The sequence below is a fragment of the Dyella jejuensis genome (assembly GCF_044904675.1).
GTDB lineage: Bacteria > Pseudomonadota > Gammaproteobacteria > Xanthomonadales > Rhodanobacteraceae > Dyella_B > Dyella_B jejuensis.
The window spans coordinates 1-22,071 of the sequence record NZ_JADIKJ010000004.1 but is presented as its reverse complement, the minus strand read 5'-3'; the positions used below and the strand labels follow the sequence as shown (position 1 = coordinate 22,071).

Here is a 22,071-nt window from a genome sequence, read left to right as displayed (position 1 = left end):
CTTATTCCGAATGAGTGAAGCGAAGCGTTGGCGCTTTTCCTCCGCTTCCCACTGGGAAGAGGAGCGAGGTGAAGGGCTGCGCTGGCGAATGGCCTTCTTCAAAAGCTGCTTCGCGTGAGTGCCGTGGCGAGGTTGTCCCCTCACCCCAGCCCTCTCCCCGGAGGGGAGAGGGCGTCGTGCGTGCTGCAAGAGAACGGGTCATGGCTCTATCTCTCAGCTCGTCTGCAACAGCTTGCTGCTGTCGTCCGCGTCGTCTTCGGCGGTCTTGATCGAACGCACCTGCATTTCGTATTGACGCGAGAGCGAAATCATTTTCACCAGCTCCGACGATGGATTGACGTTGCTGGCTTCCAGCGCGCCGGAGGTCACCGTGACCGTGGGATCGGCATCGGCGGTGCTGCCGTCGTTCATATGCATCAGGCCATCCGATCCTTCCGCCATCTGGGTCGGATCGGGATTGACCAATTTGAGCTGGCCCACTGCCGCGATGGTGTCGGGCCCCTGCCCCATCGGCACGGTGGAAATGGTGCCGTCCTTGCCGATGCTGATTTGCGAGCTGTCGGGAATGGTGATCGGACCGCCCGCGCCCATCACCGGATTGCCACGGCTGTCAGTCAGATTGCCGTCGGCATCCAGCTGCAGGTTGCCGGCGCGCGTGTACGCCTCGCTGCCGTCGGCGGCCTGCACGGCGATCCAGCCCGGTCCGTTCACCGCGACATCGAGCGAGCGGCCGGTATGCTGGATCGAACCTTGCGTATCGTCCTGCCCTTCGCCCTGCGCCACGGCATTGATGCGCGTGTTGGCGCCCGCGCCGAGCACCGGCACGCTTTGGAACGCGCTGAGCTCGCTCTTGAAGCCGACGGTGGATGCGTTGGCCAGGTTGTGGCTGACGGCATCCTGCGCACGCATGGTCTGCGTGGCGCCGGTCATCGCGATGTAGACGGAACGATCCATGGGTCAGTCCTGATGGCGTTGCTTAGCTGCGGTCAACCGCCTGGAACAGCGCCTGGTCCAGCGAGCTCACGGTGCCGAGCATCTGCGAGTTCGCCTGGTAGTTCTGCTGTGCCTGGATCATGTCGACCAGCTGCGCGGTGGTATCGGAGGTGTTGGACGTTTCCAGCTGGCCTTGTTCGATATCGCCATACTGGCCCGTGCTCGCCGAACCCAGCACCGCGGTGCCGGACGCCTGCGTCGCCACCCAGTTGTTGTTGCCGACTTGCTGCAAACCTTGCAGGTTGGCGAAGTTGGCGACCGCGATCTGGCCGAGCTGGGTGGTCTGGTTGTTGGAGTAGACCGCCGTGACGGTGCCGTCGGTGCCGATTTCCACGTTCTCCAGCACGCCGGCCTCGTAGCCGTTCTGGTTGATCGTGCCCGGCGCATACGCGGTGCCAAACTGGGTGGTGTTGCTCACGTTCACCGTCATCGGTGTCGGCAAGGTGGCGCCATTGGTCGGCTGCGTCGGCGTGAAGCTGAGATTGCCGTTGGCCGGCGAGGTCAGCGCGCCGGCGCTATTGAAGGTCAGCGCGGCGGTGCCGGCGCTGTTGCCGTCGATATAAAGATTGGCGTTCCAGGTGTTGTTGCCGGTCTTGACGTAATACACCGTGGCCGAGTGCGAACCGCCCTGCGAGTCGTAAACGGTCAGGGACGAGGCATTGTTGTAGCTGTTGGTGTCGGTGGGGCTGAACGTCGTGTCGACCGGCAGCGACGCGCCGGCCGGAAGATTGGAGCTGATGGATATGGTGCTGGTCGGCGTGGCCGCACTCTGCGCGGTATTCAACTGCAGGTTGGTGAGCGTGCTGGTGTTGAAGCCGCCGGCGGCATTGGGCGGATACACCTGCAGGTTGGCGCCCGAAGCGGTGACCACGTTGCCGTTCGCGTCTTCGTGGAACGAACCGTCGCGAGTGTATTGGTCGCCGCTGCCGCTATTGACGATGAAGAAACCATTGCCGCTGATCGCCATGTCCAGGCTGCCATTGGTGGTTTCCAGATCGCCTTGCGCGAACTGCTGCTGCACGTCGGTCAGATTGGCGCCGCTGCCGACCGCCACGGAACTGAGGTTGAGACCGGTCACGGCATAGACCTCGGCGAATTGCGCAGCCGAGCCCTTGAAGCCGACCGTACCCGCGTTGGCGATGTTGTTGGAGATAACGTTGAGATCGGCCTGGGCCGCGTTGATGCCACTAAGCGCCTGATTGAGAGCCATGCTGTATTCCTCTGAATGCTATGACGGTGGACGTTGCCTGCCGTCGTCAGTTGATCTGCGCAACCTGGCTCAGCGGCACGCCGCCGATGCCTGCCACTTGCAAATAGGTACCGGTGGTGGTGCCGCCGTAGCCAACGCCGGTGACCGAGCCGGACGCATACGTGGTCATCGCCGTGCTGCTGCCGCCGCTGTTGGCCGAGATGCTGTAGGTGCCGTTGGCCACCGTGTTGCCGTTGCTGTCGGTACCGTTCCAGCTGAACGGCGCCAGCCCGGTTTGCTGCGTGCCCAGGTCGATGGTGTTGACGGTGTTGCCGTTGCTGTCCTTGATGGTGACCACCACGTCGCCGGCCGTGGTGACATTCACGCCGCCGGTGGCGGCACTGCCGCTGTAATCGAGCGTGCTGGACGGCACCAGCACCTGCTTGCCGACCAGGTTGGAGGCGCTGAGCACCTGCGAGGTCTGCATGCCTGTGCTTAGATTGCTGCTCAAGGTCTGCAGGTTGGTGTCGATATCCTGAGTCGAGGACAACGTCGCGAACTGCGCCAGCTCGGACGCCATCTGCGAGTTGTCCATCGGCTGCGTTGGATCCTGGTCCTGCAACTGCGTGGTCAGCAGTTGCAAAAAGTCGGACTGGGTCATGGTCGAGCCGGTCGGCGTGTTGGTCACCGTGCTGCCGGTGAGGCTCAGGCCTGAGGTCGAATAACTGCTGGTACTGCCAATGACGGCGGACATGGAATGATTCCTTGGATCAGCTGCCCAGATCGATGGTCTTGATCATCAGCTGCTTGGTGGTATTCATCACTTCGACATTGTTCTGGTACGAACGGGACGCGGAAATCATGTTCACCAGTTCATCGATCGGATTGACGTTGCTGCCGTACACGTAACCGTTCGCGTCGGCCATCGGATTGCCGGGTTCGTAATGGGTTTCGACCGGTTGCTGGCTTTCGGTCACGCCCACCATGCGCACGCCGGCATTGCCTTCGCCTTCGCCCTGCGCACCGAATGCGGCATCGCTTTCCTGGGTGGGCGCGAACAGCAGCTCTTTCGCCTTGTAAGCCGAATCGGGGCTGTTGCTGACGCTGTCGGCGTTGGCCAGGTTGCTGGCGACGGTGTTGAGCCGCAGCGATTCGGCGGCCATGCCGGAGCCGGCGGTATCGAAGATCTTCATCAGCGACATCAGCTTTGTCCTCCGCCGTTGATGGCCAGGCGCAGGCTCTGGATCGCGCTATTGATGAAGCTGAGGCTGGCCTGGTAATGCACCATGTTGCTGGCGAACGAGGCTTGCTCCACCTGCGTATCGACGGTGTTGCCGTCCATGCTCGGTTGCAGCGGCACGCGGTATTTCAGCGAGTCGGTCGACTGCGTGGCCGGATCGAGCTGGCCGGCGCTGGGCGTGCTCAACGCCAGGGTCTGTGATTCGCCGCTGGCTTGTTGCAACGCCTGGTGAAAATCGATGTCGCGCGCCTGGTAGTTCGGCGTGTCGGCATTGGCGATATTGGAGGCGAGCACTTCGGAACGGCGCTGCCACAGACCCAGGGCCTGGCTGCTCAAACCGAAGACGTTGTCCAGAGTATTGCTCATGACGGATTCCCCGCAGCGATCACTGCTTGCAGGTCATCGAGCAAGTTGCATGCCACGCGCACGCGGCATGGCGCAAGCCGCATGGGACGGCCATTTTGCGGGTATCGGCCCCGGCGCGACGCGGAGCGGTGACGTTATATCGGCGCGGCGGGACGGATTTCCGACTGGTGTCCGGCCATCACGGCCATCCCCCAAGAGCGTGCGAAATTTTGGCGCACCTTAATGAAGGCACCCTTTTCGTGCATGGAAATGTGGCGCTGTCAATTTGTTGACGTCTCCCCGGTCATCAGTTCCAGCACGGTCTTGGCGAGCAGCTCCGGCTGGAACTTGGCGATGAAACGATCCGCGCCGACATCGCGCACCAGCGTCTCGTTGAAGACACCGCTGAGCGAACTGTGCAGCAACACTTTCAAGCCGCGCAGCCCTGGCGTATCGCGGATGGCGCGCGTCAACGCATAGCCATCCAGGCACGGCATCTCGATATCCGAAAGCACCAGCGCAACCTGTTCCTCGTCGCCGGCGGCCAGGCGCTGGAGCAGATCGAGCGCCTCCTGGCCGTCCTGCGCGATCAGGCATTCAATGCCCATCTGCCCCAGCAGATTGACGATGCGCTGGCGCGCCACGCTCGAATCGTCCACCACCATGACGCGGCGCGAGTTCACATGCCGCTGTTCGGCCTGCTGCTGGATGCGGTGGGAGATCTCGGCCGGCGCGCCGTCGATGCTGGCCAGCACGTGCTCCACATCGACCACCGCCATCAACTGGCCGTCGATCCGGCTCACCGCGCTGACCCGGCCACCGAAGCCGAGTGTGCTGGACGGCGCTTCGAGCGACTCGCCACGGCAATGCACGATGCGCTGGAAATCCGCCACCAGGAAACCCTGCATCGAGCGGCTGAATTCGGTAACCAGCAAGTGTGCCGTATCGACGCCTTCGAGCGGCGGATAGCCTAGCGCCGCGGCGAGGTCGATCACCGGAATGGTCTTGCCGCGATAATCGAAGCTGCCTGCCAGCAGTTCATGCATGCCTGGCAATTTTTCCAGCGGCGGCTTGCGCAATACCTCGCGCACCTTGAACACGTTCAGGCCAAACAGCTGCGTGTCGCCCAGGCGAAACAGCAACATCGCCACGCGGTTGTGACCGGCCAGCCGGGTGTGGTTCTCCACGCTGTCCAGCAGGGCTGCACCGCTCATGCTTGTTCCTCGTGCGTCATCGGCTTTCGTGAGGGCTTGGTGGGTGGTTATCGACCCGCCCGCCGCGAGCTTGAGCGGACACGCGCTCCCGCGCTGCCGATGCGGTCGTGGCATACCCCTTGCTTCCTCAACTTCCAGCGTTTCCCGCCGATGTTAGGGAACCCATGAATGGAATGGCTTTATCTATGAGTCTGATCCGCAGCCAGCACGTGGCCGCCCTGGTCCAAGCCGCCCTCGCCGGAAACGACGCGGAGCTGGCGACGTTGTGCCGCAAACACCCGGCGGCAGCGGGGTTGCTCGCGCCGCTGTTCGCCCGGCTGGCGCCGCGTGCGCCGGCGGCGGTGGCCCTGCAATCGCTGGAACAGCAGGGACTGGTGCTGGCCCATTCGCAGACACTGCACCGCGAGCAGTCCGCACTGGAACAATCGATCGGCGAAGGCCGCGACAGTGTCGGCCAGTTGACGGACCACAGCGCCGGGATGTCGACACTGCTGCAGCAAGCGCAGGGCGGTATCGACCAGGCTTCGAAGGCCGGCGAGCAAAGCGCGGCCAGCGTGAGCGAAATGAACGGCCAGCTGCGCCTGCTGCGCAGTGCGCTGTCGGCCATGAACCAGAGCCAGAGCCTGCTCACCGAACAGGTGGCGCAGATCCGCGCATTGACCACCAGCGTGCAGGACATTGCGCACCAGACCAATCTCGTCGCACTGAACGCCGCGATCGAAGCGGCGCGCGCGGGCGATGCCGGCCGCGGCTTCGCGGTCGTCGCCGACGAAGTGAAGCAGCTGGCGGAAAAAACCACGCAAGCCACCGCGGAAATCGAGAGCGTGACCAGCTCGATCGGCGAATTTTCGTTGCAGATGAACGGCAATGTGCAGCTCAGCCTGCAGCGCCTGGAGCGCGCGCAGGGCGGCGTTGGCGAAACCGAACGCTCGCTGCAACAGGGCGGCACGGCCTTGCAGGGCACGGTGGAACGGCTGCGCGCCTTGCGCGAAACGCAAGACGCGGCGCAAGTGCGCGCCACCACCATGAAGGCCACGCTGGGCGCCCTGCAACGTCGCGCGTATGAAGCGCGCCGCCATGGCGAAGCGCTCGGCCGCGCGGCCGCGCTGGCCCATCGCCTGTGCCTGAGCTGGCTGGAAGGCGAAAGCGGCAGCGACACCGCCAGCCTCAGCCTGACCGTGCGCGAATCGGTCACCGGCCTGCGCCAAAGCATGGAACTGGCCTTGCAAGAACCGACTTCGCTCGATCGTCGCTGGTTCGATACCGACGTACTCCGGCGCAGCCTGGAGCGCCTTACCTCCCGCCACGGCCATCACCCTTCCAGCGCGAGCCTGCATCAATCGGCCGCGCGCCTGCGCGAGCAGGGCGAAGCCTTCCTCGAACTGCTCGGCAACGGCCAGTTCGAACAAGCCGCGCAGTTGTCCGGCAAGCTGGAAAGCGAACGCGAGACCATTAACAGCCAGTTGGCGACGATCCTTTCCGACGGCCAGTCATGACGCCTTGCCGAGCCCATGCCGATGCGACGCATAACCTCGGCGCTGTCCGCAGCGGCAGGCCGGCACGGGATCGCAGCGCTTCACGCCAGCGCCGCGTCGCTGGCGCTCCGGTACTCGCCCGCAGGGGCCTGATGCTGCTTGCCCTGCTGGGCATCGCCGGCCCCACGCTGGCCGGCACGGCCAATACCACGACATCCACCGACCTGCGCGCGGCCGCCGAACAGGCGGTGCGTGCGCAATACGGCACGGCCGGCAGCCGGGTGGTGATCGTGCCGACGCGACTGAATCCGCGCTGGCACCTCGCCGCCTGCACGCATCCGCTGCAGACGCGCTTGCCGCTGCGCGAGGGCACGCCCTCGCGCGTGGCCGTCGCGGTCAGCTGCGCCGGTACGCCGGGCTGGACGATCGAGGTGCCCGTGCAGATGCAGGTTTTCCGCCAGGTGCTGGTGACCAGCCGGCCGCTGGCGCGCGGCGACAACATCGGCCCCGCCGACGTGCACACCGAGGAACGCGACGTGGCCCGGCTGGGCTATGGCTACATAGACAGCCTCGACCAGATCCTGGGCCATTCGCTGGCCCGGCCGCTGATCGCCGGGGTGGTGCTGGAGCCGGGCCAGCTAAACGGGCGCCAGACGGTACAAGCCGGCGAACAAGTGCAGTTGATCGCCCAGTTGGACGGTATCCAGGTGCGCACCTCCGGCATGGCGCTGGACGGCGGCGACACCGGCACGCGGCTGCGGGTACGCAATGGCAATTCCGGGCGGATCATCGACGGGGTCGTGGTCGGCGCAGGGCAGGTGCAGGCACTGCCCTGAGGCGTCACGACCGGACATACTGAGGTGCTCGGCAGGCTTAAAGTTTTCCCGGGGGATGCCGATACCCCTTTGCAGGGCTCATCGAACGAGAGAATCCCAACGCCATGAACACCACTATTTCGTCCAACGGCTTGCCGCAGATTCCCCTTGCGAACAGCAATACGGACACCAGCACCAGCACCTCGTCGGCGACCGCGTCCGGCACCACCGCGTCGGTAGCTGTCTCGAGCGACAGCGTAAAGCTGACCGATTCGGCCCGCGCGCTGCAACAGGCCAGCAGCACCGACAGCCCGGTCGATACGGCCAAGGTCGAGCAGATCAGGAAGTCGCTGTCCGAAGGCACCTACAAGGTCGACCCGAACGCCATCGCCAATAGCCTCGTCTCGATGGAAAGCCAGATCAGCGGCACGAAGTAACCCATGCCATGAGCCCGAACCTGCAGGCCGAACTCGGTGCCACCTTGCGCACCGTCCTGGATGAGATGAGCGCGACTACCGCGCAGCTGATCGCGATCCTGGACGAGGAGCGCGACGCGCTCAACTGCGCCGACGCCAAGGCGCTCAACCGCGCCGGCGAGGCCAAGCAGATGCTGATGCGCAGGCTCGAGCAACTCGACGTGGAGCGCCTGCACCTGAGCAGCCTTTCCGCCGACGCGGCGCAGCAGGTCGAACCGATGTGGCGCGCGCTGCTTACCTCGCTCGCCACCTGTCGCGACAAGAACCAGCACAACGGCGCCCTGGTGGGACAGCGCCTGACGCAAGTGCGGCGCGCGCTGTCGGTGCTCACCGGCAACGATGCGCAAGCCGGCACGTACAGCCAGAGCGGCGCGTTCCAGGGAAACACGCGCTCGGTACCGCTGGCGCAAGCCTGATTTGCAAGACTCCCCCGTCCCCGGCGGGAGAAAAAAACACGTAGTCGCTCACCCCTACCCGGTATCGATGCCATGACGACGAGTACAGCGATTCCAGCCAAGGCGGCGAGTAACGACGCCTCCCCACTCAGCGACATGCTGCTGCCGGTGGTGCGCAGCCCGATGCTGGATCGCGAGGAAGAGCTGTTCGCCTACGAGCTCGTGTTCTACCGCCAGGGCGCGGGCACCGACGCCGACACCACGCTGGCCGGAAGTATTCTCTCCGGCATTACCGATGGGGCGATTACCCGGCTGGTACGCGGCAATCGCGCGTTCATGCGCTTGCCGCGCCAGTTGCTGCTGGAACAAACCGACATTCTTGCGCACGTGCCGCGCCTGGGCGTGATCGTGCATCCGATCCATGTGCGCGATGCCGCCGTGCTGCAACGCCTGCAACAACTCGCATTGCGCAACTGCCCGCTGCTGCTCGACCTGGGCGACGCCGATCCGGACGCAAGCGACTCCTTCGGTGCGCTGGAACCCTTGCTGCGGTTGGCGCGCTATGTACGCATCGATGCCAAGGCGCTCGACGACGAGACGCTGGCCGAACGCTGCAAGCGACTGTACGAACGCGGGCTGAGCGTCATCGCCGGCAACGTCGACGACCACATCACCTACGGGCGCTGCAAGAGCCTGCCGTTCCAGGCGATCCAGGGCCGCTACCTGCTCGTGCCGCAACAGATCGAAGTGCCGGTGCTGACGCCCAACCGCCTCAGCCTGCTGCGCCTGATGGGCGCCTTGCAGGAAAGCAGCGCCGGTCCCGTGGAACTGGGTGAAATCATCCGCGACGATGCCGTACTCAGCTACAAGCTGCTCGGCTGCGTCAACTCCGCTTATTTCTCATTGCCGCGCCAGCTCAAATCCATCCAGCAGGCGGCGATCTTCTTCGGCGTTGCGCGCATGCGCAACTGGATCCATACCATGTCGCTCAGCAGCATGGATGATCGTCCGCCAGAATTGCTGCGCACCGCGCTGATCCGCGCGCATATGTGCGAAAAACTCGCGCACGGCATGCCCGCCGAACAGCAGGAGATGGCGTTCATGGCCGGCCTGCTGTCGCTGCTGGACACGCTGCTGTGCGCGCCGATGGAATTCGTGTTGAGCCATTTGCCGCTCGCCCCGGAAATCCGCGATGCATTGGTGGAGGATCGCGGACCGTTCGCGCCGCTGCTCAGCCAGATCTACGCATGGGAAGCGGGCGAACTGCAGGCAGCGCAAATGCAGCCGCAGAACATCCGCAAGATGGCCGGCGCCTATTACGCGGCGACGCAATGGGCCGACCAGGTGTATTCGTTTGCCGAGCAGCGCACGAGCTGAGGTAAATCCGGTCTGTTCCCCTCCCCTTCGGAAAGAGGGTCGGGGCGGGGGGCCAACCTTGCATCGCCGCATGACTGCGCGATGAAACATTCAAGCCGCACCACCCGGCGCGCAGGAATGTCAGGCAAGCCTTGGCCCCTCACCCCAGCCCTCTCCCCGAAGGGGAGAGGGAGCAAAGCATGTGCTCATGCAGCGTTGTTGCAGCGTGCCTCGGCTTGACCGTCACCCTCTCCCCTTCGGGGAGAGGGCCGGGGTGAGGGGCCAAGCTTGCGTCACTGTGCGGCTGTGCGATGAAACACTCAGGCCGAAACGTCCGGCGCACAAGAGTGTGTCCAGTCAAATCATGACCAGTCTCTTCAGGAAGAAAAGAGGGAAACGGTCGAATGTCCCGTTCTGCTTTGCTCCTCATCCCTGAAGGAAGTGCTGCCAGCAACGCGCGCCGGCATCCTTCCACTCAACCGACATAGCCTTCCGATTGCCGGAACACCCGCCGCAACTCCTGCTGCGCTCTTTCCACCAGCACGTCGGGCAAACGATCCACGCGGCTTGGCGCCGGCGGAGTGCCGCGGTCGATCACATGGTTCTCGGCCAACATCTGGATCATCGCCAGGTGGTCGGCGGCAAGCACTGCGTTTCCCAGTTCGGTGGTCACCGGGCGCGCGCGGATTTCCAGCCGCTCGCGCAAAGCTTCGATCACGTTCGGCGGCAATTCCCAATGTCGCGCCGCGCGCAGCGAGAGGTGATGGGCCATGCCGACATAACCGTTCAAAAATGCACGGCTGAATACGCCCAGCGTCGGCGGTGCTTCCTGGTCCAGCACGCGGATCATCGCGCCCACGCCGGCGTTGCAGACGACGCCGGCGAGGTACGCCTCGAACGGATCGCCATGCCCTTTGGCCAGATACATGCTGGCATGCGCGCAGCGTTCCGCGTGGTCCCACAGGCGCTGGCCGGCGGCGTGACCGAGCATGCCCGCGCTCGCCTGCAGGATCGGCTTCATCACATGCTGCGCCACCATCTGGCGCAGGCCATCGTAGCCGAGCAACACCACCGCATGCTGCAGGCTCGAAATCGGCCGGGCGGTGCGGTAATGCGCACTGCGGCTGACGCGCATCACCTCGCCCACCAGCACCGGATCGCGGCCAATCAGCTTGGAGACTTTGGTGCCGTCGGAATTTTCGCTCTTGAGCAGGCGCAACAACTGCGGCAGCACTTCCGGCAGGCGCGGCAGGCTGGTGATGTCGAAACGATCGCCACCGCACAACTCGTCGAGCCGCTTGAGCATCACCTGCTCGGGCGGCCGCAGGTCAGTGACGTCGGAACCGGGCATGCCAAGCACGAGGCGGTAGAACCAATCCTGGATATCGGCACTGCTCAGCGCCACCGCTTGTTCCTGGGGCACACTTGGCTCCGGCCACGGCAGGACTATGCCAAGACGCGGACGCTGCGCTGGCACCTCGCGCACAAACAGCCGTTTCCAGAATCCACTCATGGTTGTCCCCGACGCGCCGCTTCATCCCTCTTCATAAGGTGATATATCGGCGTCGAGGGCTGGAGCTTGATGCAGAAACGGGCGCCGCCTTTACCCCTTCTCCCCTCCGGGGAGAAGGCCGGGATGAGGGGACAATCTTGCGCCAGGACCACAGCAAAAACTCGCTTCGGTTTTCTCCATCGCAAGAGCCGCCCCTCACCCGACCCTCTCCCGAAGGGGAGAGGGCGATGGTCACTATCCGCAGCGCGGATTGGTCGTCGAGGACGGAAACTTGATGCAGAAACGGGCGCCGCCTTTACCCCTTCTCCCCTCCGGGGAGAAGGCCGGGATGAGGGGACAATCTTGCGCCAGGACCACAGCAAAAACTCGCTCCGGTTTTCTCCATCGCAAGAGCCACCCCTCACCCCGACCCTCTCCCGAAGGGGAGAGGGTGATGGTCACTATCCGCGGCGCGGATTGGAATGTCAGCCCGTCGCCTACTTCCGCGGCGCGACGATCGCCCCGATCAGGTCCTTGCCATCAGCGCGAACCAAGTGCGGATAGCGCAAACCGCCGTGGTAATCCACTTTCACCGTGCTGTACACGTCGACGTTCTTCACCAGCAGTTCGATCGGCGCCTGCGACGTCTTGGCGGCGGTGACCGCGTCCTTCAATGCGTCGGTGGAGAAGTCGCGGCCGTTGACGGCGACGATGGTCAGGCCCGGCACCAGGCCGGCCTGGAACGACGGGCCATTCCATTGCACGTCACTGATGTGGCCGCTCTGGTTGACGACCAGGCCCATCGAATAGGCGAGGTTGGCGCCGTGGCGCAGGTTCTCGTAGGCTTTTTCCTCGGCATTGGGCGTGTCGTTGAATACCAGCTTCCAGCCGCCGCGCTCGATGCCGTGCTCGGGCAATGTCGGACCGGTGTAATCCAGGCGATCATGCAGGAACGTGGCCCAATCGAACGGCTGTACCTGGTTGAGCGTGCGGACGACGTCGTCGAAGCTGTAGGTCTTGGTGACGTAGCTGCCGTTGTCCATGCCATAGAAAGCGTGCGCAAAATCATCCAGCGAGCGCTTGCCGCCGCTGAGGTCGCGGATCTTGGTATCGACGTCCAGCCACAATAGCTGGCCTTCCGGATAGAAGTCCGTATCGCGGATCCAGTTGATCCAGCTCTGCGAGCCGTAATAGGTAAGCGGCGCGGCGTCGGCGGTGTCCTGCAGCGAGCGCCACGCGCGGCCGGTGCGGTAGGTCATCTCGCCGGCGATGTTGGCGATCGAATCGCGGTACTGCTCCGGCGTCCACAAACCGGCGCGCGCGGTGAGGATGCCGCACCAATAATCGGTAAGGCCCTCATACACCCACAGCAGGTCGTCCTGCATGGGCACGTTGAAGTTGGGCGTCCACAAATCCGCCGGACGGCGGAATTTGCCGTTCCACGAATGCACGAATTCGTGCGGCATCAGGCTGGCCGCAACCAGGTGCATGTCGTCGTCGGTAAAGAAATCGGCCGGCAGGCGATCGTCGCTGGATTGATGATGCTCCAGGCCGAAGTGGCCGGTGTGATCGGACAGCGTCAGCAGGAAATCGTAGTGGTTGTAGTGGTGCGCACCGAACAGCAGGTTGGTCTGCTTGACTACGTTGCGCTGCTGCTGGAGTTGCTTGTCGGTGAGCGTCACATCCTTGGCCGAATCGCCCACCACATTGAGGTGCACCGGCACGCTTTCGCCCGGCGCGAGATCGACGCGATTGACATACGCACCAGCGATCAGCGGCGAATCGACGAAATTGTTGAAGCTCAGCGGCTTGAAGTGGATGGTATTGCCGGACTGGCTGGCCACCTCCATCGCCGTACCGAATTTCCAGCCCTGCGGCAACTGCACGGTCGGCTGGATCTGGATCTGCCGCGTGTAATAGCCGGCCGGATAGAACGCCACCTGGTTGAACTCCATGTCGACCAGGTCCGGCGAGGCGGAAGCGCTGGCGCCGAAGTTGCTGCCTTCGCCATCGCCCGGCGACAGGAATTCAAATTGCAGGTCGAGCTGGCTCACGCCCTGCGGCACATCGAGGTGGATCGCGAACATGTCGCGCAGATCGCGCCGCCATGGCAGTTGCTTGCCGTTGGCGCGGATGATCAAACCGGAAACGTTCTGCACCGGGCCGGACGGCGCATGCTCGCCGGGAATCCACTTCGGATAGAACAGCGTGAACGCGCCGGGCTTGACCGGAATGGTTTCGTGCGAACGGAAGATGCGCTTGCCCGCGTCGGTGAGATCCACGTCAACCGTCAGCGTGCCCGCATACGGCTGATCGGCGGGCGCCGGCGCACCGGCGGCGGTTTCGGTTTGCGCGGCCGCGCCGGCCGAGAAGCAACAGGCCGCCAGCACGGCGGCGGCGAGCACGCTGAAACGCAGGGAATGGGACTTCACTCGATAACTCCGGCAGGTGCCGTGCGCGGCTGCCCGCAAATACGGCTGGGTGACGATGACCGCCGATCAGGCGGTGACCGACGCATGGTAGAGCCAAGGCCCCACCGTCACTCCCCTGCCAGAGGTCATGATTGCTGCCGCGAGATGTTTCACGCCATTACGACGGCGGATGCTCCAGACGGCTATGCCGGATGCCGTATCCGAAATAGATCACGCAGCCCAGCGCCATCCAGAGGATGAAACGCTCGAAGGTGATCCACGGCAGGCCGCCGATGCGCTGCCAGCCCTCGGCCTCCGGCCACGGCACGCCAAAAATCAGCAGCAGCGAAAACAGCACGCCCAGCGGCGCCACGAAGCCCAGCGCCGGCGCGCGGAAACTGCGCGGCACCTGCGGCTTGCGCACGCGCAGCACCAGCACCGCGCTGCAAATAATGATGAAGGCGCTAAGCGTGCCGATGTTCACCAGCTCGGCCACCTCGCCGATCGGCAGCAAGCCCGATACCAGCGCGGTGAACACACCCAGGATCACTGTCGGCCGCGCCGGCGTGCCGAAACGCGGGGAAATGCGCGCGAACCACGCTGGCAGCAACCCGTCGCGCGCCAGCGCAAACCAGATGCGTGCCGCGCCCAGCATGAAGGCGAACAGCACGCTGGTCACGCCGATCACCGCCGCCGCCGCGATGGTCACGCTCAGCCAGTGCAGGCCGATCGATTCGAACGCATCCGACACCGATGCATCGCCACCCAGATGGCTGTAAGGGGTGATGCCGGTCAGCACCAGCGACACCGCGATATACAGCACCATCGCCACTGCCAGCGACAGCAACACCGCGCGCGGCAGATCGCGCTGCGGATGCTTCGCTTCCTCGGCGGCCGTGGTCAGCGTGTCGTAGCCGAATACCGCGAAGAACACCACGCTGGCGCCAGTCAGTACGCCGGCCCAGCCGAAATGGCCCACGCCCTGCGCATCGACCACGCGCGCCGGAATGAACGGCTGCCAGTTCGCGGTATGCACGTAGAACACGCCCACCCCCACCACCAGCAGCACGCCAATCACCTTGATCGTCACCACCAGCGTATTGAAGCGCGCGCCCCATTCGGTGCGCATGGTGAGCAACGCGGCCACCAGCAGCGAAATCGCCGCGGCGATGAGATTGAAACGGTGGCCGTCGCTGGGACCGGCAATGGCCTGCGTGCCGTGCAAGCCGAACAGGCGCTGCAGGTAATACTCCATGGTCTGCGTGCTCATGCTCTGCTGCGCCCATTCCGGCAAGTGCAGGCCGACCGAGGCGAGCAGTACCTGCACATAACCGGACCAGCCGATCGCCACCACCGCGACCACCAGCGCGTATTCCAGCAACAGGTCCCAGCCGATGATCCAGGCCACGAATTCGCCCAGCACCGCGTAACCGTAGGTGTAGGCGCTGCCGGTCACCGGGATCAGCCCGGCGAATTCCGCATAGCACAGCGCGGCGCACGCGCTGCCGAGGCCCGCGATGATGAAGCTCAGCGCCACCGCCGGCCCCGCGTTCATCGCCGCCTGCTGCCCGGCCAGCACGAAGATGCCCACCCCGATAATGCCGCCGATGCCGATGGCGGTGAGTTGCCACAAGCCAAGCACGCGCCGGAAATCGCCAAGCCGGCCCGCCTCCGCTTGCAATTGCTCCACGGACTTGTGGCGCAGCATCCTGCCCAGGACATTCATCGGCGGCTCTCCATCGTGCAAAGCGGCGATCATAGCGAAAGTGCGGCCGAACCACGCCAGGCCGATCGCCCTTACGCGCAGGGACAGATAGCGCTTACGTATTCGTCTTGATCCCAGCCTGATTCAGCAGTTGCTCCAGCGGACCGAGCCAAGGCCGGTAGCGTTCCCAGCGGCCAACGGCCCGGCGATGGATCGGTTCTCGCACTTGCGCCGTGCTGGCCGTCGCAACGGCCGACGTGTTCCGTTCGAAGTGCAGGCAGGCATCGTGCCAGGCCAGTTCGCAGTGGGCGAGCAGCGTGCGCGTGGCGGATGCCTGGTCGGCGATCAGGCTTTCGTAATCCACTTGCAGCACCCGGCCCGGCATGACCTTGTTCCAATGCGCCATCATGCGATCGAACTGGACGTAGAAACGGCCAATGTCGAGCAGGTCGAAACTGTAGCCATGGAAAGAAGAATTCTCCGCAAACGCTTCGCGGAAATTGCTCAGGCACGTATCCAGCGGATGACGCCGCAGGCAAATGAGCTTGGCCTTGGGCAGCGCCTTGGCGATCAGCCCCAGATACAGAAAATTATGCGGGAGCTTGTCGATGAAACGCGGCTTGACCGCTGTTTGCGGGCGCGTGCTGTCCACATAGCGCAGTCCCAGCCGCTGCCAATCCAGCCGATGGCATTGCGCGATCAAGGCCGGATCCAGCCGCGCCGGAACATCAGCCGGAGCCAGGCGCTCCACTTGCGCGCCAAAGTTCATCAATTCCCCAGCGGCATAGACCTCCGGATGGCTGGAGAGAATGCGCTCGACCAAGGTCGTACCCGAACGCGGCATGCCTACGATGAAGATCGGCTCATCGCTGCCGTAGCCGGTCCCGGTGGAGATCTCGGCGGGAAACGCCTTGATCAACGCATCGACCATGGCACTGTCCTGCTCCGGCCGGTAAGACACGCGCCGCCGCGCCGCTGCCTTGCCCAGGCTCAGATGTTCAAACGCCTTGGCGTAGTCACCGAGATCTTCGTATTCCTTGCCGAGCGCGCTGTGCAGATGGATCTGCGCCTCGGCGTCGCCCGCGTTCGCCACCAGCAACGCCTGCAAGGCATCGACGTGGTTGCGGTCCGCCGTTTGCGTCCGCAAGCGCGAACGAAGCCCATAGGCCCGCCAATAATCCGGCTGGCGCGCGAGGCAGGCGTCGAACTGCCGCTCGGCCCCGGCGAAATCGCCGGTAAAGGTATCCGTGACCGCGGCATTGAAGCGGCAGATCGCGTTATCCGGCGCCAACGCCACCGCACGCCGGAACAACACGTGCGCGCGCTCGTGCGCATTGCATTGCATATAGACCGAGCCCAGCACGTCCAGCGTGAGCGGACTGGCCGGCGGCAACGCATACGCGATATTGGCCACCTGCAGCGCCTCGCTATAGCGCTGGGCCTGCGCCAAAGCCCGCCCAAAATGCGTCGCGTACTCGGCACTCTTGGGATTAAGCGAAAGCGCCCGGTTCAAGTGCTCCAGCGCGCGATTCACCTGCTGGGTATCCAGACACGCCAGGCCGGTGAGGTAGTGCGCCTCGGCATTACCCGGCTCCATGCGTGTTGCCTGCAACGCAAGCTCGCCAGCACGCGCAAAATCACCTTGCTGATAGGCGAGCGCGGCTTCGCCCAGCAAAGTCTGGATCGACGACGCGGCGTGGGAGTCAACGTTCATGGGAGTCTCTGGAAGGGCATGGAGGCAAGTCTACGTAGGTTTGGATGGGCTATCACGGTAGGCCGTGTGCGGCCGCTGGAGCGCGCGCCGGCGTAGAACATGGCAAGGTAGACCCGCTTATCTTTACGACGGGACACCAAGCCCCCGCCACGCACAACTGAGCGCCCTACAAGGGCCTCCATCTAAACGCCTTGACTCCCCGATAGTCTAGACTTGACTGCTTTATCGCCGACGAGATCGCGCGCGTGCAGACGAAGCATTTCGAACTCGGCAATGGCCTGGAAGCCAAACCAGCATCACGAAGCGATGCGCCATCACTCATCGAACTGGTTCGGCGCAACATAAAACCTATCGGTCGTTATCTACCACCGCTTGCCGAAGTCATCACCATGGATCGGGCGCAAGCGCATTTCGATCTGGTCGAACGCCAGATAGCGGAGGGATCGCTAATCGACTGGCATCTGTACCAGGACGGCATCCTCTGTGGCGGAATCCGGCTAAACCATATCGAAGCCAACAACCGCAAAGCGGCAGTGGGCTATTTCATTGATGTCCGCTACCAGGGGCGCGGCCTCGTCAGCCGCGCCTTGGCGCAGCTATTGAACCATGCGTTTGAAGACCTGCGTTTCAATCGCGTCGAATTGCGATGCCATGCCAGCAATATACCGAGCCAGCACGTTGCAGCGCGCGCTGGCTTTGTGCTCGAAGGTCGGCTTCGCGAGGCTTGCTATTCGGATAACGGCTTTGACGACTTGTTCATATTCGGCCTTTTGGCCAGTGAGCATGTAAGCCGTGATCCGAAGTTTTGAGGGTGGCAACTTTGCCAAGGCCAGTTTTACACACGGATGAGGTGTAATGCGGCCATCAACGCTCACTGCTTGTTTTCAACATCGAGATCAGCAAAGCGCCTTTCCATGGCTGCGCAAAAAGAAGCGTCGCAATGCTTGTCGCGGTGATAGAACGGGGAAAACTCGGATCACTTCCCTCTGCTTGAATAGCCTGTTCGCGAGTGCATTGCTGTGGCGATACCATTAATGCGGACACGACAAGGATGTCCCCAGCGTCACCAAGACCAGTAACCAGTTAGTGATTTTCATCATTAGGCGACCCGACAAGCTTGCCTTCAATAGCTTTGTGCCAAAGAGGCCAGGCCCCAGGATCGCCAGGTAAGCCATTGTCCCAAGCGCCAATTGCAAGATAGTTGTCGATAACTATGACGCAGGGCGCTCCCTAATAGGGGCCTCCCTTTCAAGAAGCGCCGACGCCGGGGCGCCATGGGCTTCCAAAGTAATCCGGCACACCCTCTGCGTGACCTCCTTTTCACGATGGCTGCCCTCATATACCCCTCCAAGTCCCCGTCGCACAGCCATTTCGACCTCATTGACGCCGTGGTTAAAACGTGGTTTGAATATGGTTGAAACGCGGTTGAAAAGTGCCCATCCGGGCGGATGGGGTGGTACACTGCATGACCCGAGAGGCCGTAGCCATGACCGCAGTCAGTCTATTCAGCAACATACCGGACAAAGACGTTCTCGGCTTTGGGCTTGGCCCACAGTTTCAGCCGCAACGAGTGTCCGAGTGGCTGGACCTTAAAAAAACGGACGTCTCTCGCGTGGCTGCTGTTTCGCCGAAGTCCGTGCGCTATGACGATGCCATTCCCGTCGCCGTGCGAGACCGTCTTGAAGAAATCGCCATGACGTGCAATCTCGTTGCGCAAGCCTTCGATGGTGATGCGGTAAAAACAGCGCTGTGGTTCAAAGCAAAAAATCCGTTGCTAGGCGATATATCCCCCAGGGACATGGTTCGCCTGGGTCGATTCGATCGCTTACGCAAGTTCATCCTTAATGCCATGGCGGAACGGATGGCACCAGCGACGACCAGTCCGCACGGAACACGCTGAGTGCCCAGGGCAAGGAAGCAACAGCCACCTATTCGGCCAACCGTATCGGCCGATGAATCACGTCCCAGTCTGCTTGAACTGGATCGCTTCTCGACCGAGAACTTGAATCAGTGGCGTCGATTATCGGGCGACCTCGACGAACTCAATGACCTGCTGTATTTCGGTGTCGAGCCCCAGCGACAGCGCTTGTACGGCGAGATGATGGAAGCGCTGCAATCCGTCGCGCCAGCATCCTTATCCTTCAAGCGTTGGGCGCGCGTTGTCACGTATCGCTACTCACTCAGCCCCTTGTCAGCGGCCGGCAGTCTGACCGACTACGGTGGACGATTCAACATCGGGCGCGATGTAGATAAAGCCATGCGCGCGCCATGGCCGGCGCTGTACATCGGCGAAGACTTCGAAACGGCCTTTCGTGAAAAATTCCAGCTCAGTGGAGATGAGCGCGTCAATGGGCTTTCACCCGAAGAATTAGCGCTAACTTCCAGCTTTTCTGCCACCTATTTGGACGGTCACCTAGAACAGGTTTTTGATCTTGATCAACCCGGCGCCCTCGACGCGCTGTGTGTGGTTCTCAACAAGATGAAGTTGCCGAGTGAAGCCCATAAAATCCAACGCCGGCTCAAAATTCCAGCCAGCGGCGTGTTCATGATCCGCACGGTAAAGCGTTTGCGCAGCGAGACACTGGTCAGAAACTGGCGTGTCATGCCCGTTCAATTTGGCCTTCCTGCCCCCAGCCAAATACTCGCCAGCCTGATCCTCGATGCTGGCTTTGAGGCCATCCGCTACCCGTCAACAAAGGGCAGCGGCTCCTGTATCGCAGTGTTTCCACACAAGCTAGCCAGTGATAGCTCTTACGTGGCGCTCTCTGATCCACCGCCGCCGGAAGTTACGCACAGTCGACTGGATATGAATACTGCCGATGCTCTATGCGGTTGGGAATTACTGCGCCCGAGTCAGCGCCCTGCGAATAGCTAACGATCCATTGGCTCCTTGGGAAGAGCGTCAAGAACTCTTGATTTGAGAGTAGCGGATGGTCCGACATCAATGATATCCCTTCCGGAACTATGTGCCAAAAAGGATCCGTCCTGGAGATATTTGGACTACCAGCATATGGGTTTATCACCTGATCATTTGCGTTGTTATACGACTCATATCCATCCCGATATAGGTAAAGCCTGAATTTAATTGGATGGCGATCGCACTACTTATATCACTCGGCGAAAGATTCATACCAGGAACATAAATCACGAAGCGACTCTGCCAGCAAGGCGGCCTCCTCTTTAAGCTCATCGCTCCCGTTATTTGAAAGCATATGCACTCGCTCAGCCATTTCCGCCAAATTTCTTAAAGAATCTTCCTGTAGAAGCAGACCCGAAAATTTTCTCTCGGGCAGCCGCAGTATCGCGCCATCCCCTTGGTCGGAAAAAAGCTCTACTTCAATCTTGTTCATTATTTAGGCCTAGGAGCAAACTGGACATATAGCGCGCCAGGATTAATTTGGTCGATGAAGCACCCAATCAGACCTAATTTCTCCACCTTCGCGAATATGACCCTTGTCACCAAACCATCCACTGCTTACCATTTTCACCTTGCAACATGACTGCTTCAGCGCACTGACGATCCTCTGGCTTAAGGGAGATACGTAAAAAAACATCTCCCTCAAAAGCCAATATCAAACAAATCCCAGGAAATTCCTTGGCGGAGATAACTTTTTTTCCCACCAATCTGCAAAGACGATCGTAGTAGCCCATATCGGTTAATTTAATTGAAGCACCATCCTCACCAATCTCAGGCATTGTATAGACATTGAGATATGGACCATCAAAGTTAAGCTGCAGATAGCCGCGCATAATAGTTACAAACGCTAACTCATGCAGCTCGATCAATTCCTGCAGCAATGTTTTCTTTTTTTCTTGCACATTACTACCCATTAGGTATATGCCACATCGGATTTGATGGAGCGATTGTTTGACCAGTATAAGGGTTTACGGCCTGTCCGGAGATATTATTGTATGAGCCATAACCATTTGGATATTGGTATGGGCCAGACGTAACTGGCTCCATATATCTAAAACCCGAGGTCCTTGGATTAAGGCCGCCACCACCACTCCCGCCCTGAAATTGCATACCTCGGCCATTATCAGTGGGAGTTGGTCCGACAGCCCCCTCGGGAACAGGGTACACAGTGCCCGAGGGAGTTACGATAAAATTTGGTCCTTTTTGCGGACCAACCTGGGCAGTCGTCGGCTTGACTGCCGAACATTGACCAAACTCCCCAAACTCAGATGCAGGCCTCCTCGAAAGAAATGGTTTCGCGTCTTGCGCACGCGCCGCTTCGGCTTGACTTTCATCGAGAGCTTTAACTTCTGCATTGGTCTCGGGCGTATTGAGCGCTTCGCTTGTCTTTGGGTCCAGCTCATCCGTCTGTTGCAGGCCGAGCGCGTCTACGAAGTGAAGCGGGTTATCGCTGGCATAGACGTAAAGGTTATATCCACCGCGCTGCCCGGTCGGGTCCGGCTGATTGAAGCCACCGATATCAGCGCCGTAAGTACGCGGACCGTAATTGGCCAATCCCGTTTCTTGATCGTAGTACTGCCCGGGAAGACGGAAGTTATCGACGTAGCCATTCGAAGTCGGTTGCGTCTCCCCCCACGGATTTCCGGCATACGCAAACTGCCAGATCGCATTGCCATTGCTGTCTGCGATGGCCCGTGGCGTGCCAAACTGATCGGCCGTTACGTAGACAATGCTGCTGATTGTTCCGGACCTATCGACATTAGCGACCGGAAGGCCGTCCATCCAGATGTAATCTCTGTTGGTCGCTCCGTACTCACCCAGCATCTGATGCGTTTCGTTGTAGTCGTAACGCTCGGTCGTGCCATTAGCTACTTTTTGTATACGTTGATCCAGGGCGTTATACGTGTAACTTCCCACCGTACTGCCAGCCAACTGCGCAATCGTCATCCGGTTGCGATCGTTATACCCAAAGCCGTAGGCGCTCCCACTCTGGGCCATGGCCGTCATGTTGCCATTGGCATCTACGCTACGAGCAGCGTTACCCGTCGCGATTAAGAGGTGCGTACCCATACTGTGGTCGTATGTTCCCGTGGCGAGGCCACTGCCGGACTTGCTGAGCCGGTCGCCCGCCTGGTCGTAGGCGACACTTGCTAAAATGCTTCCATCGGCCTCGCTGACTTGGGTCAGCCGATACAGCGGATCGTAGGCATAGGTCTCGGTAGCCGGACTCGCACCGGGTGCATTGCCAATCGCCGTGATATCCCCCATCGCATCCCTTGCCACGTGCAGGGTGAACGCCGGACTGGTCAGGTCGGTGAGCCGGTAGTTCGCATC

Annotated in this window: 21 protein-coding genes; 8 read left to right on the top strand and 13 right to left on the bottom strand. The window is 61.8% G+C overall.

What is annotated here, in order from left to right:
* Nucleotides 1-213: 213 nt before the first annotated feature.
* The 6 genes from flgF to ISP15_RS05015 form a co-directional block, all read right to left on the bottom strand.
* Nucleotides 214-954 carry a flagellar basal-body rod protein FlgF gene (gene flgF / locus ISP15_RS05040; RefSeq protein ID WP_404545756.1) on the bottom strand — a complete coding sequence of 247 codons (741 nt, stop codon included), beginning with the start codon at nt 952-954 and terminating at the stop codon, nt 214-216.
* 22 nt (nt 955-976) lie between these two features.
* On the bottom strand, nt 977-2,203 hold the full coding sequence (gene flgE / locus ISP15_RS05035; protein WP_404545754.1) for a flagellar hook protein FlgE: 1,227 nt from the start codon (nt 2,201-2,203) through the stop codon (nt 977-979).
* Between the two features lie 46 nt (nt 2,204-2,249).
* Nucleotides 2,250-2,936 carry a flagellar hook assembly protein FlgD gene (locus ISP15_RS05030; RefSeq protein ID WP_404545752.1) on the bottom strand — a complete coding sequence of 229 codons (687 nt, stop codon included), beginning with the start codon at nt 2,934-2,936 and terminating at the stop codon, nt 2,250-2,252.
* A 16-nt stretch (nt 2,937-2,952) separates the two neighbouring features.
* Nucleotides 2,953-3,384 carry a flagellar basal body rod protein FlgC gene (flgC, locus tag ISP15_RS05025; protein ID WP_404545751.1) on the bottom strand — a complete coding sequence of 144 codons (432 nt, stop codon included), beginning with the start codon at nt 3,382-3,384 and terminating at the stop codon, nt 2,953-2,955.
* The gene (flgB, locus tag ISP15_RS05020) at nt 3,384-3,788 is read right to left on the bottom strand and encodes a flagellar basal body rod protein FlgB (RefSeq protein ID WP_404545750.1); all 405 of its coding nucleotides are present in this window, start codon (nt 3,786-3,788) and stop codon (nt 3,384-3,386) included. Before flgB ends, flgC begins: the two co-directional genes overlap by 1 nt.
* A gap of 260 nt (nt 3,789-4,048) precedes the next feature.
* Nucleotides 4,049-4,981, bottom strand: a complete 933-nt coding sequence (locus tag ISP15_RS05015) for a chemotaxis protein (protein WP_404545748.1) — start codon at nt 4,979-4,981, stop codon at nt 4,049-4,051.
* A 185-nt stretch (nt 4,982-5,166) separates the two neighbouring features.
* Here ISP15_RS05015 and ISP15_RS05010 point away from each other — a divergent pair, with 185 nt between their 5' ends.
* From ISP15_RS05010 to ISP15_RS04990, 5 genes are all read left to right on the top strand, one after another.
* Nucleotides 5,167-6,477, top strand: coding sequence for a methyl-accepting chemotaxis protein (locus tag ISP15_RS05010; RefSeq protein WP_404545746.1), 1,311 nt, complete (start codon nt 5,167-5,169; stop codon nt 6,475-6,477).
* A 131-nt stretch (nt 6,478-6,608) separates the two neighbouring features.
* The gene (gene flgA / locus ISP15_RS05005) at nt 6,609-7,292 is read left to right on the top strand and encodes a flagellar basal body P-ring formation chaperone FlgA (protein ID WP_404545744.1); all 684 of its coding nucleotides are present in this window, start codon (nt 6,609-6,611) and stop codon (nt 7,290-7,292) included.
* Between the two features lie 104 nt (nt 7,293-7,396).
* Nucleotides 7,397-7,708 carry a flagellar biosynthesis anti-sigma factor FlgM gene (gene flgM, locus ISP15_RS05000; protein ID WP_404545743.1) on the top strand — a complete coding sequence of 104 codons (312 nt, stop codon included), beginning with the start codon at nt 7,397-7,399 and terminating at the stop codon, nt 7,706-7,708.
* Nucleotides 7,709-7,716: 8 nt separating this feature from the next.
* Nucleotides 7,717-8,163 carry a flagella synthesis protein FlgN gene (locus tag ISP15_RS04995; protein WP_404545741.1) on the top strand — a complete coding sequence of 149 codons (447 nt, stop codon included), beginning with the start codon at nt 7,717-7,719 and terminating at the stop codon, nt 8,161-8,163.
* A 72-nt stretch (nt 8,164-8,235) separates the two neighbouring features.
* Nucleotides 8,236-9,519: an EAL and HDOD domain-containing protein gene (locus ISP15_RS04990; RefSeq protein ID WP_404545739.1), complete on the top strand. Its 1,284-nt coding sequence runs from the start codon at nt 8,236-8,238 to the stop codon at nt 9,517-9,519.
* A 454-nt stretch (nt 9,520-9,973) separates the two neighbouring features.
* Here ISP15_RS04990 and ISP15_RS04985 read toward each other — a convergent pair whose 3' ends face one another.
* The 4 genes from ISP15_RS04985 to ISP15_RS04970 form a co-directional block, all read right to left on the bottom strand.
* Nucleotides 9,974-10,921: an HDOD domain-containing protein gene (locus ISP15_RS04985; RefSeq protein ID WP_404545738.1), complete on the bottom strand. Its 948-nt coding sequence runs from the start codon at nt 10,919-10,921 to the stop codon at nt 9,974-9,976.
* Nucleotides 10,922-11,487: 566 nt separating this feature from the next.
* The gene (locus tag ISP15_RS04980; protein ID WP_404545736.1) at nt 11,488-13,422 is read right to left on the bottom strand and encodes a M61 family metallopeptidase; all 1,935 of its coding nucleotides are present in this window, start codon (nt 13,420-13,422) and stop codon (nt 11,488-11,490) included.
* Between the two features lie 157 nt (nt 13,423-13,579).
* Entirely contained in the window at nt 13,580-15,127 is a 1,548-nt protein-coding gene (locus ISP15_RS04975; RefSeq protein WP_404545734.1) for an amino acid permease, read from the bottom strand.
* A 94-nt stretch (nt 15,128-15,221) separates the two neighbouring features.
* Nucleotides 15,222-16,820: a tetratricopeptide repeat-containing sulfotransferase family protein gene (locus tag ISP15_RS04970; RefSeq protein WP_404545732.1), complete on the bottom strand. Its 1,599-nt coding sequence runs from the start codon at nt 16,818-16,820 to the stop codon at nt 15,222-15,224.
* A 245-nt stretch (nt 16,821-17,065) separates the two neighbouring features.
* Here ISP15_RS04970 and ISP15_RS04965 point away from each other — a divergent pair, with 245 nt between their 5' ends.
* From ISP15_RS04965 to ISP15_RS04955, 3 genes are all read left to right on the top strand, one after another.
* On the top strand, nt 17,066-17,629 hold the full coding sequence (locus ISP15_RS04965; RefSeq protein ID WP_404545731.1) for a GNAT family N-acetyltransferase: 564 nt from the start codon (nt 17,066-17,068) through the stop codon (nt 17,627-17,629).
* Between the two features lie 677 nt (nt 17,630-18,306).
* Nucleotides 18,307-18,720 carry a hypothetical protein gene (locus ISP15_RS04960; RefSeq protein ID WP_404545729.1) on the top strand — a complete coding sequence of 138 codons (414 nt, stop codon included), beginning with the start codon at nt 18,307-18,309 and terminating at the stop codon, nt 18,718-18,720.
* 102 nt (nt 18,721-18,822) lie between these two features.
* Nucleotides 18,823-19,695: an RES family NAD+ phosphorylase gene (locus ISP15_RS04955; protein WP_404545728.1), complete on the top strand. Its 873-nt coding sequence runs from the start codon at nt 18,823-18,825 to the stop codon at nt 19,693-19,695.
* 235 nt (nt 19,696-19,930) lie between these two features.
* Here the strand turns inward: ISP15_RS04955 and ISP15_RS04950 are convergent, their stop codons facing one another.
* The 3 genes from ISP15_RS04950 to ISP15_RS04940 form a co-directional block, all read right to left on the bottom strand.
* On the bottom strand, nt 19,931-20,170 hold the full coding sequence (locus ISP15_RS04950) for a DUF6959 family protein (protein WP_404545727.1): 240 nt from the start codon (nt 20,168-20,170) through the stop codon (nt 19,931-19,933).
* A gap of 106 nt (nt 20,171-20,276) precedes the next feature.
* Nucleotides 20,277-20,651, bottom strand: coding sequence for a hypothetical protein (locus ISP15_RS04945; protein WP_404545725.1), 375 nt, complete (start codon nt 20,649-20,651; stop codon nt 20,277-20,279).
* Nucleotides 20,644-22,071: RHS repeat-associated core domain-containing protein (locus ISP15_RS04940; RefSeq protein WP_404545723.1), on the bottom strand; the 1,428-nt coding region annotated here is incomplete at its 5' end. The genes ISP15_RS04945 and ISP15_RS04940, both read right to left, overlap by 8 nt.